We start from the raw sequence: 15,727 nt of genomic DNA on the forward strand, positions 1-15,727 counted from the left end.
ATCATCTTTATTTCGGAATATACGGAGAGATGACAGTCTCTATTTAAATAGAGAGTTTATATTTTTTTTCGTGTAAATCATCCAATGTATAAACTCTTTCAATATAGTGAATTTCTTTATCTGACATAAGTAAGATGGTAGAACTCCTTGTACCATAGTTTTTACTTTTAATAAATAAAGGTGATAGGATTCTCTCCCACTCCAGTGGTACACCTGTAGACGGCAACAAGTCATCCAAAGGTTGATCGGTATTTTGAAGAATTTCAAATAACCTTTCCACTATGTTTTCATGCTCAATAGCACTTGTTAAACCTTGCTTTCCTTTTACTACCTTGGGCCACTCTGTATTTAACAGATGATTACTTAGCCCATGAATCCCCGGTTCTACCTGGGTGAGAATGTTCCCCTTATTTGAATAGTAAAAGAGTTCATTCAGGTCACCTGCTAGCAGGTTATATCCCGGATACTGTTCCTTTTTCTCCTCTAAACTCTTCATATACTCTTTGATATTCCCACTAAATGTGAGGGCATTTGCTACCAACTCACCTCTTGAATTCTTACCTGTCACATTTTCAGAAGGGTCACGGAAATTAGTCAAGGCAGCAAAACGCCCTGTTTTCGTGATACCCATCCATGTTCCTCCTTTTTCTAAATCCCGTCCTGCCAGAATCATAGGGTGGTCTTCCCAAAAATGTACGGGTGCTGTAGGACGTTGATAAAACTCATCTCTATTGCTGGCAACAATTAATTTATATACTGGATGTTGCTTGTAAGCAAACAATAATAAACACATCGAACACAACCCTCATTTCAATTATCAAGTATGGGGAGTGTTAATTTGTTGCGTCAGCAGTATGCACACTAGAAGACTGATTAACACTTCTTCCTTCATCAATTTCATCTGGAAGCTCACTTTCAATATGCCGTACTCGAGGATGTACTAAAATGATGAACGTTGAAACAGTCCAGACCACTCCTACTAACACAATAAATAACCCCATACCTCTACCATTACCGCTTCCGATTATAGATTGAACCATAGTTGTTACTTTCCCACTACCTTGCATAAAAGGCTCAAACACTTTTTCTACAAGTGGACCCGCTGTTACATAAGCAACCGGTGAAAGCGAAATTCCAATCATTCTTCGTAACGCAAATACTCGACCTTGGACATTTGGGGCTACTTTGCTTTGCCAAATGGTCTGACTAGCCCCATTCGCAAAGGGAATTAAAAGAAACATCATAAACGCTCCAATAGCTACAACATACGGGGAAGGCTTGATACCAGTTAAACTTAGGAATAACCCTCCCATCACTCCTGATATCATCACTGTGAGAATTCGCTTTTTCGAACCACCCCACACACTAACAACAATCCCTCCAACAAGCATACCTATTCCTGCAAAAGATAAGATGGCTCCTAATACCTTCTCATTAGTAAAAGAAAGAATCAGCGGTTGTAAGAGTACATTGAAAAAGCCAAGTAATAGGTTCGAAACAGCAAAAAAGACTAGTAAACCCTTTAATCCAGGGCGGTCCATAATGTATTTCCAACCATAAAGAGCATCTCTGAAGAAGGATAATTGCTCACTTGTTTCTTTTTTCTGATTTACTTCAGGTAGCTTTGTAAAGAGTAGTATAGTTATTGCAACTAAAAACGTAACAAAGTCTATCATTATTATTCCTTTTATACCAACTTCAACGACTAAAAAACCAGCGAGTAATGGAGCAATTACAATAGATGAAGCCTCAGCAAGCTGAACCATTCCATTCGCACGGATCAATTGTGCCTTTGGAACCATTAACGAAATGGACGATTGGTAAGCAGGTGATTGAAACGCACTACTAAAAGAAGCGACTGCAGCTGCAATATAGATATGCCATATTTCTAATGAATTCGAAAGCAGCAATAGAAAAATAGCAATTGTACTTAATCCTGCTAATGAATCACTTATTACCATTACCCATTTTCGCTTCCACCTATCCACCACCACTCCTGCAAAGGGAGAAATTAGTATTGCTGGAACCGTCGCTGACATCATTATTAATGAAAATTGCGTGATTGACCCAGTCTCTTTTAACACCCAAACACCAATACCAAAACTAGTTAAACTTGTTCCTATAATTGAAACCAATTGACCAATCCATATGACGACAAATGTTTTAAAGGATTGTTGATACATAATTTCCCCCATTCTGTTGAACACACCAACCACTACAATACAAATTCACATTCAAATTTATATGTATGATTAAAATATAAACTAATGAGTCTATTTCAGTAAATTAGTCGTATAGTAACGAAAAAAGGTTACAAATGAACGCTTATAATAGTAAATACCATTATAATAATTTTAAATATGACATATATGTGAAGTCTATTGTAAATAGATAAAACGTGTTGTATAGTAAGAGTGTAGAAAGTTAGTGAAGAACTTCACAAATTAAGATCATATTTATAGCTAAGCAAACAGCATTATTACATTATTTTTTTACCATAGATTGTGAAGAACTTCACAATAAAATATAGGGAGAGATTTAGATGAGAAACTTTTTAAAAGGCCCAAAAATGGCAGTTATCTGGACAGTATTACGTATCTGGTTAGGAATTCAGTGGATTGAAGCTGGTTGGCATAAAATAGCAGATGGATTCGATGCAGGCGGGTTTTTACAAGGAGCATTAGCAAAGGCAACTGGAGATCACCCGGCGGTTCAAGGCTGGTATGCAACATTCCTTGAAGGCTTTGCAGTACCAAACATAGAGCTGTTCAATGTGTTAATTCCTTGGGGTGAAGTGCTAGTAGGTCTTGGATTAATTCTTGGAGCTGCAACAATTCCAGCGTTAATAGCAGGTGCTTTCATGAACTTAAACTTCTTATTAGCAGGTACAGTTAGCACAAACCCAATTCTATTTACAGTAGCTGTAATTCTTCTATTCGCAGGTGCAGCAAGCTACTATTACGGTGTTGACAGATTTGCAATTCCATATCTAACAAAATATATTAACGATAAAAAAGGTACTAAGACAGCAAAAGCTACTGCTTAATTTGTAAGAAAGTGTCCCAAACAAGGGGCGCTTTCTTTTTTTGTTTTGTCCCCTCACTTACTTCACTTCTAGAATAGTAGCCCTTTATTATGGACACCCCTATTAATATGTCATTACCTTTTTATGACTAAATTTTGAAAGAAAATGAACGTTAATGATTAAGTTTGATTGTTTTTAATTGATTTTAAGTGAATTAGGTAGTATTATAAAACTATCAAATAAATGTAAGCGTTTTAGGAGGTGTTATTTTTGTTAGAGCCAGAACGCCATCAGATAATCCTAGATGCACTAAAAGAAAAAAACACAGTCAAGTTGCAAGAACTTGTCGAGTTGACAAATTCATCCGAATCAACCATTAGACGTGATTTAACCCAATTAGAACAAATGAAGTTTCTAAAAAGGGTTCATGGTGGTGCGGCTAGGTTACAAGGAAAACTTCAAGAGCCGAGTATGAATGAGAAATCATCCAAAAACATTCAAGCAAAACGTCAAATTGCTAAATTTGCAGCAAGCTTAGTTGAAGATGGAGATTGTATTTATTTAGATGCCGGGTCTTCTGTATTTGAGATGATTCCACATCTTCCTTCGAATATTGTTGTTGTTACAAATGGTTTTATGCATCTTAATGATCTTCTTGAGCGGAATATTAAAACGTATATCCTTGGAGGATTCGCTAAAACAACCACCAAGGCAATCATTGGCCGAGGTGCATTAGAAAGTCTCGAACAATATCGATTTGATAAATGTTTTATGGGTGTAAATGGAATCCATCCCCAATTTGGGTACACTACTCCAGATCCAGATGAAGCAATGATTAAACAAAGAGCCATTTCATTAACTCGTGAAGCGTATGTGCTTGCTGATGAGTCAAAGTTCTCGGAAATTTCTTTTGCAAAAATAACCGACCTCCATTCAGCAACGATTATTACTAATGCAGTAGAAGAAGAAATAGATGAACAATATAGCAATAAAACAAAGATAAAGATGGTGACAACATGATCTATACACTTACATTAAACCCATCCCTTGATTACATTGTGGAAGTAGACCAAGTTTTGCTGGGCGACCTTAATCGCACGAAAAATGAATCTAAATTTCCAGGCGGAAAAGGAATAAATGTATCACAGGTTTTAAAACGATTTGATGTTGATAGTAAATCATTTGGATTTATAGGTGGCTTCACTGGGGATTACATTGAAAATCACTTACATTCTTTGGATATAGGTACTGATTTTGTACGAATTCAGGAAGATACAAGGATTAATGTAAAACTAAAATCTGAGGCTGAAACTGAAATTAATGCAAAAGGTCCCACAATCTCAGTTGAAGAATTTGAGAAATTAAAAGATAAAATCTCAAGACTTTCCGAAGAAGATATTCTAGTCATAGCTGGAAGTATCCCCTACTCTATGCCTACTGAAACCTATGAAATACTTGTAAAGATATGTAATGAAAAAGGTACAAAATATGTGGTAGATGCTGAAGGGGATTTATTAAAAAGCATCATTCCATATAAACCATTTCTTATAAAACCAAATCATCATGAACTTGGAATGTTTTTTAATAAAGAGATACGTACAACTGAAGAAGTAATCATGTATGGGAGAAAACTCATTCAAAGTGGTGCACAACATGTCATTGTATCAATGGCTGGAGATGGAGCTGTACTACTTACAGAAGAGTATGCCTTAGTTGCTACGGTACCGAAAGGCGAAGTGAAAAGTTCAGTTGGTGCTGGAGATTCAATGGTTGCTGGGTTTATCGCCACTTACACAAAAACACAAAACATTGAAGATGCTTTTCGTTTTAGTGTTGCTGCTGGTAGCGCAACGGCCTTCTCAATTGGCTTATGCACAGAAGAAAAAGTTGTGAGTTTATTACCGCAAGTTACGTTAGAAAAAATATCTTTCTAAGGGGGAACAGTTATGAGAATAACTGAATTATTAACCAAGGATACAATTACTCTATCATTAAAAAGCAATCGAAAAAATGATGTAATTGATGAACTGATTTCTGTATTGGATTCTGCTGGCAAGCTCGCTAGCAGAGCTCAGTTCAAAAAAGCAATTCTTAATAGAGAAGAACAAAGTACTACCGGGATTGGCGAAGGAATTGCAATTCCACATGCGAAAACTAGTGCTGTCAAAAAACCAGCAATCGCTTTTGGTAGGTCTACTAGAGGTGTAAACTATGAATCTCTTGATGGCCAACCAGCTCATCTCTTCTTTATGATTGCTGCTCCAGAAGGTGCAAACAACACACATCTTGAAGCACTTTCAAGACTATCAACAATCTTACTGAAGGAAGATGTTCGTAAACAATTACTTGAAGCAAAATCAGAGACTGATATTTTAAACATTATTAATCTACATGATCAAGAGGAAAAACAAGAAGAACAATCGATGTCAGGTAAGAAAAAGTTCATTGTTGCTGTAACTGCATGTCCGACTGGAATAGCTCATACGTATATGTCTGCAGACTCATTAAAAGCCAAAGCTGCTGAGATGGGAGTAGACATCAAAGTAGAAACAAATGGTTCAGGTGGAGCTAAGAACGTCTTAACACAGGAAGAAATTGAAAACGCTGTCGCAGTTATCGTTGCTGCAGACACAAAAGTTGAGATGAACCGATTTAACGGTAAGCATGTTATTGAAGCAGCGGTTGCAGATGGTATTAGAAAACCACAACAACTAATTGAAAGAGCTCTAAAAAAGGATTCCCCTATCTTCCGTGGCGATGGTACATCTAATTCAGATCGTGAACAAAGTGGCGGTCGAGGTATAGGAGCTACAATTTATAAGCACCTAATGAGTGGCGTATCTAACATGCTTCCATTCGTTGTTGGTGGCGGTATATTAATTGCAATAAGCTTTATGTTTGGATTTAACTCAGCTAATCCTGATGACCCAACTTACCACCCTATTGCAGAAGCATTAATGACAATTGGTGGCGGTAATGCATTTGCATTAATGGTACCTGTATTAGCAGGTTTTATTGCAATGAGTATTGCGGATAGACCAGGATTTGCTGCTGGTATGGTTGGAGGTATGCTTGCGACAAGTGGTGGAGCAGGTTTCCTTGGTGGGCTTGTTGCAGGTTTCTTAGCAGGTTATGTTGTAGTCGGTTTGCGAAAAGTATTTGCTGGAATGCCTTCTTCACTTGAAGGAATTAAAACAATATTAATCTATCCTCTACTAGGTATTGCAATCACAGGTTTCATCATGTTATTTGTGGTCAATAAACCTGTTGGTGCGTTAAATACTGCTATTTCTGAATTTCTATCTGGACTTGGAACAGGAAATGCTATATTACTAGGTATTATTTTAGGCCTCATGATGGCATTTGACATGGGTGGTCCTGTAAATAAAGCGGCCTATGTGTTTGGAACTGGTCTTTTAGCAAACGGGGTTTACGAACCAATGGCTGCAATTATGGCTGCTGGTATGGTTCCTCCATTAGGGATTGCATTAGCAACAACATTCTTTAAACGTAAATTTAATAAACAAGATCAAGAAGCCGGTAAGGTTAACTATATTATGGGATTATCCTTTATTACAGAAGGTGCTATACCATTTGCAGCTGCCGACCCAATCCGCGTCATCCCTTCTCTAATGATTGGTTCAGCTGTTGCAGGTGCATTATCAATGATGTTCAGCATTGGTTTACGCGCTCCACATGGCGGATTATTCGTTATACCTCTTGTCGATGGTAGCTGGCTTCTATATTTAGTTGCAGTAATAATAGGAGCTATCGTAACAGCTGTTTTACTGGGCGTTCTAAAAAAACCAGTAAGCACAAATTAAGTTTAGTAAATAAAACATCATGACTTGGTCTTTTTCTAAGTCCTAAAGAAGAGTGCCATTCAAGGCACTCTTCTCTTTTACTCATCATCTATCTCTCCATCACCAATTTCATCTTCTTCTTCAATTTCTTCAATTTGTTCTCCTTCTTCAGGCATTTCGTCATCGTCTCCACAACCTACTAAAGAGACGATTGGAATAAGTAAGAAAAATACTAGGAAAAATCGTTTCATATTTTATCCCTCCTAGTATTATAATTTCCCTTGTTTAACGAATTCTATGTACTATTACTTCCCTGCTTCTATATCACCTTTCCAAGCCAACATTCCACCAGTCATGTTGGTTACATTAAACCCGTTCTCCTCTAAAATCTCACAAGCCATACTACTTCTACCTCCTGAGCGACAAGCAATATAGTAATGTTCATTTTTATCGAGTTCATCTAATCGATTCGAGATATCACCTAGACGTATATGCTTTGCTCCTGGAATTTTTCCTTCTGCTACTTCATCATCTTCTCTAACATCAATAATGGTAACCTGCTCACCATTTTTAATTTTTTGATTAAGTTCATCTGTAGTAATAGCCTTCACTTTTTTGCCTCCCTTTTCATAATTCTTTCTTATCATTCCCATTTAACCGGTTAATGTAACGTGTATTATTGCGTTTTAGCTCTACACTTTTTTTGTCTAACTCCTGTATTGTTTCTCAAATTTTTAACTTAATCGATAGATTGTTAAAAAACTTCAATACTTCCTTTAGAATTTCAAATGGTTTTATCAAATATGGTTGTTATAATAGGTAATATTAAAGCGCTTACTTTTTCTAAACTTAACTAGATAGGAGAGAAAAAAATGACTAAACCCACAAAACAGAATACACCTATAGTTGAACATATTTACACAGCAGATCCTTCTGCACATGTTTTCGAAGGTAAATTATATATTTACCCTTCCCATGACCTTGCTCATGGTGGTTCTTCAAATGACAATGGTGATCAATATGCAATGGAAGATTATCATGTATTATCTTTGGACGACTTTAATTCAGAAGTTGTAGACCATGGTGAAGCACTTCATCTTAGAGATATTCCTTGGGCATCAAAACAGCTTTGGGCTCCAGATGCAGCATATAAGAACAACACATATTATTTATTTTTCCCAGCAAGGGATAAAGATGGTATATTCCGAATTGGAGTAGCTACAAGCACAAACCCTGCAGGACCTTTTAAAGCAGAGGAAAATTATATTCCTGGAAGCTTTAGTATTGACCCAGCTGTATTAGTTGATGAAGACGACAAAGCTTATATGTACTTAGGCGGACTATGGGGTGGCCAGTTAGAAAAGTGGCAAACAGGCACATTTACTCCTGATGCCGAAGGACCAGAATTAACTGCACCTGCATTAGGACCACGTGTTGCTGAGCTTACTGATGATATGAAAAACTTTAAAGGTGATCTTCAGGAAATTTCAATTGTGGATGAAGATGGTAAGCCGCTTCTAGCTGGTGACGAAGATAGACGATTTTTTGAAGGACCATGGGTTCATAAATACAATGGATATTACTATTTATCATACTCAACTGGTACAACACATAAAATTGTTTACGCAATGAGTAAAACTCCTACAGGTCCATTCGTTTTCAAAGGTACAATCCTTGAGCCTGTAGTTGGTTGGACAACACATCACTCCATTGTACAATTTGAAGATAAATGGTATTTATTCTATCATGATTCCTCACTATCTGGCGGAATTGACCACCAAAGAAGTGTGAAGTATACAGAAATAAAATATAATGAAGATGGTACAATCCAGAAAATCCATCCTTACGGAGAAGAATAAAAAGAAGAAATCCATGACACTATTTTGATGTGTTATGGATTTTTTTTATAGTAATGTTAGGTTTTTCAGATTAAGTAGGATAGCATAACTCAACTGCAACGTCAGTTTCGGAATGGTGAGCACCGCAAACATAATACCCTAATAGGGACAGTCCGCAAAAAACTATCTCCTGTTCAGTTTGATGTAAAAAATATCCGTATAAACTGATGGTTCTTTTGCAAACTATGAGTGCAGAGTTTGTTTATAAGAAAGGATAAATAGAATGAAAAGATTACTTGTTTTAGTATTTTGTCTCTTATTGTGCATATCTTCGGTGTCTCCTTCTGTTTATGCAAATGAAAGCAATGTTCACGTAGTAAAAGCAGGTGATACTTTACCTGATCTTGCAAAACAATTTGAAACATCAGTAGAGGAAATAAAACTTTCAAATGGGTTACAGTCCGATTTACTTGTTGTTGGTCAAAAAATTTTAATTCCCTTTTCATATGAGGTCAAGGCAGGAGAGGAAATGAAGGATATCGCTCTTCGGTTTCATTCGTCTGTTGAGGAGATCAAGAAGGCAAATGGTTTACAATCAGAAGAATTATATGTTGGACAAAACATTACTGTTCCTCCTAGGAAATATAAGATGGATGGACATCATATTCTTATGACTAAAGACGAATTCAAGGATTGGATAATAAACAATAAGTTTAAAAGAAAGATTAGTCTAATCCAACAACATCACACCTGGATCCCTTCATACAGCCGTTTTAATGGCTCTAATCATTTTTTGTTACTTAAAGGAATGGAAAATTTTCATATTCAAAAAATGGGATGGAATCAAATTGCTCAAAACATAACAACGTTTCCAGACGGAAAGATTGCTGTTTCCCGACCAATAAATATTGCTCCCGAAGGAACTATTGGAGCACAGGCAAATGCGGTAGGAATAGCTATTGAAAACCTTGGTAATTTCGATGAAGGCTGCGATGAAATGACAAAGGAACAAAAAGACACTATTGTTTATCTTACTGCCCTCCTCTGTTTAAAATTCGGGTTAACTCCTTCTGTTGATAGCATCACCTATCATCATTGGTGGAATGTAAAAACAGGAGAACGTGTATTAGACAAAGGACCTGACTATAATGTTAAAACCTGTCCAGGTACAGGATTCTTCGGTGGAAACTCCACCGATAGTGCAAAGAAATACTTCTATCCTCTTGTAACTCAAAAAATGAAGGAAATGAAAGCATCGTTTGAATAGGACATTGGGGGAGATATATCATACTTAATCCGTTTATCCTCAAGATTCAAATGTTTTATACCATTTAATTAGTAGATTAATGAAACTTAAAAGCGCCAAATTTTGTATCTTTTCTTTCATGTAAAAGCATGGTATACTTGCGTAGCGATGAGCTGATTTGCATAAGACGAGATTGACGTACCTTTGGGTAAACACTATGTGGAGTGTTGTCTCTCGCCGCAATACGCAAAAAGACGACCTTTTGGTCGTCTTTTTTTTATTTCAAGGGGAATAAATTCCGCTACAAATTATGCTTCAACCGGCTCCATAGCTTTACTCTTCTTCTTTGGTTCTTCATTCTTAGTCATTGTTAAGCCTGTAATTCCATAGAATAGGGAAACCATTGGCGTAATTAGTGCCAGGAAGCAAAAAGGTAGATAAGCTCCAGTTGCTACCCCAAGTGCACCAGCTGTATAAATTCCACTACCAGTCCAAGGTACAAGTGCGCCACCTTGCGTACCTGTATCCTCTAAAATTCTGGACAGATTTTCTGGTTTAAGATTTAAACGTTCAAATATAGGCCTCATAAGTGTACCACCCATTACAGTTGAGAAGTAGATAGATCCACCGATTGCTAGTGTTACATAACTGACGATAATTGTCACAAAAACAAGTGTCCCAGTATGTTGTATTTTATGAGCAAATGACGCTATAATCGCTTCTAACACACCCGCTTCTGCTAACATTCCACCTAACCCTAGTGCAAATAAGAAAAGTGCAATTAAAGCTAACATACTAGTTAATCCGCCGCGCTGTAGTAAGCTGTCAACAACTTCAATACCAGATTCTACCTCATATCCACTGTAGAAAATAGTAAATATATCTGCAAAGCTAAATCCTTGATATAGAAAAGCAATAACCCCACCAACTGCCGCACCTATAAAAATAGATGGCACCGCTGGTTTCTTTAACATTAATAGTGTAATGAGAACAATAATAGGGATAAGCGGCACAATCCCAATATGGAATGTCTCATCTAAATATGCAAGTAACTGATTTACACTAACTGCATCTACCGAGGATGCATTATACTTTAAACCAACTAGTGTAAAGATGATTGCAGTAATAAGATATGCTGGAACTGTTGTCCATAGCATGTGTTTAATATGTGAGAATAGATCTCCACCTGTAACAGTTGGTGCTAGGTTTGTCGTATCAGAGAGGGGCGACATCTTGTCTCCGAAATAAGCACCACTAATGATTGCTCCTGCCGTAAGTCCAACAGGTATACCTAAGGTAGTCCCCACTCCCATCATTGCAATCCCAGCAGTACCAATTGTTCCCCATGAAGTTCCGGTAGCCACTGAAACAAGTGAACAGAATAGTAATGTTGTAACTAAAAAGAACTGCGGAGAAACAGCATTAATACCGTACGTAATTAAGGTTGGGACAGTACCCGAAGCAATCCATGCACCGATTAAAACACCGACGGTTAATAAAATCAGCCCGGGTTGTAGTGCCCTCCCCATCGATCTCATCATCGATTTTTCTACTTGTTTATACGTAAATCCTAATTTCATCATAAAAGGAATAAGAACAAGCATACTGAAAAACATCAGAATTTGAATCGGTGCATCAAACGCTAAAATCCCAATTGAAATTACTGCTACCGCAGTTAAAAGCATAAGCAAAGCATACATAAATGTAGGTTTTTTAATCGTATTGGTATCCAACAAACCACTCCAATCTTCGTCATAATATTTTTTTGAGATTACTTTTTAGATGTGAGTTAAAAATCTAAGAGTATGGCTTACAGTACGGGGTTAAAAAAGGAACTATGGGAGATGTCTTCTAACATGGTGTATAGGAAACCACCAACTTTACTGGTTTAGTTTAGAACGAAACGGTATATAAATATATTACTATAGAAACAATTGTCAGTAAATTCCGGTAAATACTTATATTTAATGATAACTTATGCATAACGCTTCTCAGATTGGTTTACCACCAAACATCCTTAGAAATGCTCCCTTATCTTCCGGAATAATCGCATATGGTGGAAAAATGGGTTATAGGGACAAGTCCGTGATCCACTTTTAATCTAATTAGGATGTTTGTACTTGATTTTGATTAGTGGTAATCCAATCTATATACTTTTAAAGAGTTGTATATATAATAAAAGGCCAGAATATACAAAAGGACATGGGCTATTGCCCATGTCCTTCCTTCTCATGTCTAACTTGGGACATTTAATTGGTCCCCGTATCCTTAAACTGACTATAATACATATTGAAATAGAAGCCTTGTTTCTTCAGGAGTTCTTGGTGTGTACCAGACTCAATGATTTCCCCTTGGTGTATTACGAGAATACGATCTGCATTTTCAATTGTTTTTAGGCGGTGTGCAATTACAAAGCTGGTCTTACCTTCTGTTAAAATATTAATTCCCTTTTGTATTTCGATTTCAGTATTCGTATCAATACTTGATGTTGCTTCATCGAGTATTAAAATATCTGAGTTGGCTAAAATGGCACGGGCAATGGCTAGCAATTGCCTTTGTCCTTGACTTAAGTTTGAGCCACTTGAGTTAATACGAGTTAGATAACCTTCAGGTAAATGCTGAATGTACTGATGTGCTGATGCCATTTTTGCAGCATTTATTACCTCCTGATCGGTTGCTTCTAGACGCCCATAGCGGATATTGTCCATAATGGTTCCTGAAAAGAGGAATGTATCTTGAAGCACGACTCCAATTTTCTTACGCAATCCGCTTAATAGATAATCTCGTATATCTTGCCCATCTAATTTTAGTTCACCAGCAGTTACGTCGTAAAACCTCATCAATAGATTGATAATAGTTGTTTTACCTGAACCAGTTGGACCAACAAGGGCAATTTTCTCTCCTGGTCTTACTTTAAAATTAATATCTTTTAAAATGGGCTTATCTTTTTCATAGCTAAAATGAACATGTGAGAATTCAACCTCACCTGTTAGACTTTCTTTCACAATGGCATTTTCTTTATCTACTAAATCCGGTGTCTCATCCATAATCTCAAAAACACGCTCCGCACCAGCAATAGCGGACTGGAACATATTGAATAAATTTGAAAGTTGATTGATTGGTCTGAAAAATTGACGTGAGTACGTTACGAACGCTGCAATGATTCCGACACTTGCCAAATCCTGAACAGTCATGACTGCACCAACTGCTATAACCAAACCCAGTCCAATATTATTGATAAAGTTATTAACCGGACCAAGGAATCCTGAAACAGTATCAGCCGCCATGGCCGATTGGCGCAATCGTTCATTCACTACTGAAAATTGGCCATTTATTTTTTCTTCTTTTCCAAACAGTGTTATGACTTCGTTTCCTGTAATCGATTCTTCAATAAAGCCATTCAATTCACCTAGATCTCGTTGCCTTTTGATAAAGTGACTTCTACTATAAGTAATTAATTTTTTAGTAGTCACTATCATCAACGGTATGACAAGTAGTGTCACAATCGCGAGCACCCAATTTAGTGTGAACATCGCAATAGCTACACCAGACACCATTAGAACTGTTGAGATTATTTGGATAACACTTTGACTTAACGCATTATTCAAACTATCAATATCATTTGTTACCCTACTCATGAGATCCCCATGAGTCCTTTTATCAAAAAATCGTAATGATAAGGTTTGAAATTTATTAAATAAATCTTGCCGCAAATTCCTTATCGTTTGTATGGATACACGTACCATCATAAATGTTTGAAGCCATGTAAATATGGCAGTAAAGAGATAAACAATCGCAAGTAAAACCAAATATCTGAGCGTTCCCGCTATATCCCTTGGAATGATATAATCATCTATTATGATTCCAATCATATATGGTCCAAGAAGCCCCAGTAAAGTGGAAAGGATAACAAAAATGATAGAGGCGATTAATGCCGCCTTTTGCTTCTCCATATACATCCATATCCTTTTTAATGAACCTTTCCAGTCCTTTGCCTTTTCAACCGGGCCGCTTAACCCTCTTGGACCACGTGCGCGATTAATGATGTTTGGTTGAGATTTAGAGGCAGCATTATTCATACAGATTCAACCTCTCTTCCACCTTGTGAGCTATAAATCTTTCTGTACACATTACTAGTGGACAGTAATTCCTCATGTGTACCACTCGCTTCAATTTCCCCATCTTCCAACACAAGGATTAGATCTGCATCCCTGATTGAAGAAACTTTTGACGAGATGATAAATACTGTTGTATGAGGATATCTGCTTCGTAATGCTTGTTGTACTTCTGCTTCAGATAAAGCATCTATTGCAGAAGTCGAATCATCTAGGACAATGATCTTTGCTTCACGGATTAATGCACGTGCCATGGATAACCGTTGTTTTTGCCCCCCTGACAGATTTGTAGCACCTTGCATAAGCGTGTGTTCAAACCCTTCTTCCAACCTATCGATAAATTCAATCGCAGCGGCAGATCTTGAAGCTTGATTCATTTCCTCTTCGGATGCTTCTTCTTTTCCGAAACGTAAATTATCCTTAATACTTCCAGAAAATAAAGTTGCCTTTTGCGGAACAAACCCAATCGCTGTACGAATTTTTTCAAGCGGCAATTTCTTTATATTTACGCCATCAATAAGTACTTCCCCAGAATCAGGGTCATAGAGACGTGGAATCAGTTTTACAAGTGTTGACTTTCCACTCCCAGTTGACCCTATAATGCCAATGGTTTGACCTGCTTCTGCTGTAAACGAAATATTTTTTAAAACATTATTTCCATTTTTACTATAACTGAAATCCACATCTTTAAACTGAACATTTCCTTGTAGAGAACCATTACCTAATTGGAGATTTATTTCAGTAATATCACTCTCTGTTTCAAGCACCTGATTAATACGGGCCGCTGAAGGAAAAGATCGAGCAATCTGCATTAACACGTGGCTACTGCTCATTAAGCCATTCATCATGATAGTAAGGTAGTTTATAAATGCTAAAATAACACCAACTTGAAGTGTGCCTTCATTTACCTTTAGTACACCCATCCACAACCCGGCAATGATTCCTATATTTACAACAAACATCATAATTGGCATCAACGTTAGGATATGCTGCTCTGCTGTTAGGTTACGCTTCATTAATTGGTCATTTACTTTCTTAAAGAGATCCTTCTCATAATCATTACGGTCAAAAGCCTTCACAACCCGAATGCCCGCTAATATTTCTTGAAGCTTTGTATTTACCTGGTCCATTGCTTTTTGTACATTTGCAAAAAGTTTTCCTGACTTTACAGAAAAGTAATAGATACACAACATTAGAATAGGGATAGCAACCAACAGTATTGGAAATAACTCTCTTGCAGTGAACCAAACAATAACTACAGAACCAATAAACAATAATGGTCCTCTTACAAAAACACGTAATGTCATCATAACAGCTTGTTGTATAGTAGCGATGTCATTGGTTACAATCGTAATTAATTTTCCCGTACCAAATGTATCTGTATTATGATTCGAAAATGTTCCTATCCTACGAAACACATCTCTTCGAATATCAGTCGCAAAGTGAACGGAAGCTTTTGCTGCATAAATAGCGCTCCCCAATCCTCCAAATAAACCAACAATAGCACTTACTAGCATTAAGATTCCTAGTTTTATCACGTACTGATTATCCTGGTTACCAATGCCCGTATCAATCATCTTCTGCATAATTGTTGGTTGTAAGAGGTCCATACCAACTTCAATACACATAAAGATAGGTCCGATAATAGCAAAAAAAGTATACGGTTTAATATATTTCAATAATTTTTTTACAGCTTTCAT

At 36.9% G+C, this 15,727-nt stretch carries 13 protein-coding genes; 6 read left to right on the forward strand and 7 right to left on the reverse strand.

What is annotated here, in order from left to right; genetic code table 11:
* Positions 1-43: 43 nt before the first annotated feature.
* Together AB3M96_RS10420 and AB3M96_RS10425 are read right to left on the reverse strand one after the other, a co-directional pair.
* On the reverse strand, positions 44-793 hold the full coding sequence (locus AB3M96_RS10420; RefSeq protein WP_412967540.1) for an NRDE family protein: 750 nt from the start codon (positions 791-793) through the stop codon (positions 44-46).
* 40 nt (positions 794-833) lie between these two features.
* Positions 834-2,183, reverse strand: coding sequence for an MFS transporter (locus AB3M96_RS10425; RefSeq protein WP_412967541.1), 1,350 nt, complete (start codon positions 2,181-2,183; stop codon positions 834-836).
* A gap of 359 nt (positions 2,184-2,542) precedes the next feature.
* Here AB3M96_RS10425 and AB3M96_RS10430 point away from each other — a divergent pair, with 359 nt between their 5' ends.
* From AB3M96_RS10430 to AB3M96_RS10445, 4 genes are all read left to right on the forward strand, one after another.
* Positions 2,543-3,046: a DoxX family membrane protein gene (locus AB3M96_RS10430; RefSeq protein WP_412967542.1), complete on the forward strand. Its 504-nt coding sequence runs from the start codon at positions 2,543-2,545 to the stop codon at positions 3,044-3,046.
* Positions 3,047-3,295: 249 nt separating this feature from the next.
* Positions 3,296-4,045 (forward strand): DeoR/GlpR family DNA-binding transcription regulator, encoded by a 750-nt coding sequence (locus AB3M96_RS10435; protein WP_412967543.1) that lies wholly within the window; start codon positions 3,296-3,298, stop codon positions 4,043-4,045.
* Positions 4,042-4,959: a 1-phosphofructokinase gene (gene pfkB / locus AB3M96_RS10440; RefSeq protein ID WP_412967544.1), complete on the forward strand. Its 918-nt coding sequence runs from the start codon at positions 4,042-4,044 to the stop codon at positions 4,957-4,959. Before AB3M96_RS10435 ends, pfkB begins: the two co-directional genes overlap by 4 nt.
* Positions 4,960-4,971: 12 nt before the next feature.
* Positions 4,972-6,849 carry a PTS fructose transporter subunit IIABC gene (locus AB3M96_RS10445; protein WP_412967545.1) on the forward strand — a complete coding sequence of 626 codons (1,878 nt, stop codon included), beginning with the start codon at positions 4,972-4,974 and terminating at the stop codon, positions 6,847-6,849.
* Positions 6,850-6,926: 77 nt separating this feature from the next.
* On the opposite strand, the gene AB3M96_RS10450 is transcribed toward AB3M96_RS10445, so the two are convergent.
* Entirely contained in the window at positions 6,927-7,079 is a 153-nt protein-coding gene (locus tag AB3M96_RS10450) for a hypothetical protein (protein WP_412967546.1), read from the reverse strand.
* Positions 7,080-7,133: 54 nt separating this feature from the next.
* Positions 7,134-7,439 carry a rhodanese-like domain-containing protein gene (locus AB3M96_RS10455; RefSeq protein WP_412967547.1) on the reverse strand — a complete coding sequence of 102 codons (306 nt, stop codon included), beginning with the start codon at positions 7,437-7,439 and terminating at the stop codon, positions 7,134-7,136.
* A gap of 261 nt (positions 7,440-7,700) precedes the next feature.
* Here AB3M96_RS10455 and AB3M96_RS10460 point away from each other — a divergent pair, with 261 nt between their 5' ends.
* Positions 7,701-8,687, forward strand: coding sequence for a glycoside hydrolase family 43 protein (locus AB3M96_RS10460; protein ID WP_412967548.1), 987 nt, complete (start codon positions 7,701-7,703; stop codon positions 8,685-8,687).
* Positions 8,688-8,949: 262 nt separating this feature from the next.
* Complete coding sequence (locus AB3M96_RS10465) at positions 8,950-9,933, forward strand: LysM peptidoglycan-binding domain-containing protein (protein WP_412967549.1); 984 nt, start codon at positions 8,950-8,952, stop codon at positions 9,931-9,933.
* Between the two features lie 287 nt (positions 9,934-10,220).
* Here the strand turns inward: AB3M96_RS10465 and nhaC are convergent, their stop codons facing one another.
* From nhaC to AB3M96_RS10480, 3 genes are all read right to left on the reverse strand, one after another.
* Positions 10,221-11,645 carry a Na+/H+ antiporter NhaC gene (nhaC, locus tag AB3M96_RS10470; RefSeq protein ID WP_412967550.1) on the reverse strand — a complete coding sequence of 475 codons (1,425 nt, stop codon included), beginning with the start codon at positions 11,643-11,645 and terminating at the stop codon, positions 10,221-10,223.
* Positions 11,646-12,161: 516 nt separating this feature from the next.
* Complete coding sequence (locus AB3M96_RS10475) at positions 12,162-13,991, reverse strand: ABC transporter ATP-binding protein (RefSeq protein ID WP_412967551.1); 1,830 nt, start codon at positions 13,989-13,991, stop codon at positions 12,162-12,164.
* Positions 13,988-15,727, reverse strand: a complete 1,740-nt coding sequence (locus AB3M96_RS10480; RefSeq protein ID WP_412967552.1) for an ABC transporter ATP-binding protein — start codon at positions 15,725-15,727, stop codon at positions 13,988-13,990. The genes AB3M96_RS10475 and AB3M96_RS10480 overlap by 4 nt, the downstream gene beginning before the upstream one ends.

Origin of the sequence: Ferdinandcohnia jepli (assembly GCF_047246645.1) — a bacterium.
GTDB lineage: Bacteria > Bacillota > Bacilli > Bacillales > Bacillaceae_L > Ferdinandcohnia.

Coding starts and splice junctions, on each gene's coding strand:
- AB3M96_RS10420 (WP_412967540.1), bottom strand. CDS start 793: ATGTGTTTATTATTGTTTGCTTACAAGCAACATCCAGTATATAAATTA.
- AB3M96_RS10425 (WP_412967541.1), bottom strand. CDS start 2,183: ATGTATCAACAATCCTTTAAAACATTTGTCGTCATATGGATTGGTCAA.
- AB3M96_RS10430 (WP_412967542.1), top strand. CDS start 2,543: ATGAGAAACTTTTTAAAAGGCCCAAAAATGGCAGTTATCTGGACAGTA.
- pfkB (WP_412967544.1), top strand. CDS start 4,042: ATGATCTATACACTTACATTAAACCCATCCCTTGATTACATTGTGGAA.
- AB3M96_RS10445 (WP_412967545.1), top strand. CDS start 4,972: ATGAGAATAACTGAATTATTAACCAAGGATACAATTACTCTATCATTA.
- AB3M96_RS10450 (WP_412967546.1), bottom strand. CDS start 7,079: ATGAAACGATTTTTCCTAGTATTTTTCTTACTTATTCCAATCGTCTCT.
- AB3M96_RS10460 (WP_412967548.1), top strand. CDS start 7,701: ATGACTAAACCCACAAAACAGAATACACCTATAGTTGAACATATTTAC.
- AB3M96_RS10465 (WP_412967549.1), top strand. CDS start 8,950: ATGAAAAGATTACTTGTTTTAGTATTTTGTCTCTTATTGTGCATATCT.
- AB3M96_RS10475 (WP_412967551.1), bottom strand. CDS start 13,991: ATGAATAATGCTGCCTCTAAATCTCAACCAAACATCATTAATCGCGCA.
- AB3M96_RS10480 (WP_412967552.1), bottom strand. CDS start 15,727: ATGAAAGCTGTAAAAAAATTATTGAAATATATTAAACCGTATACTTTT.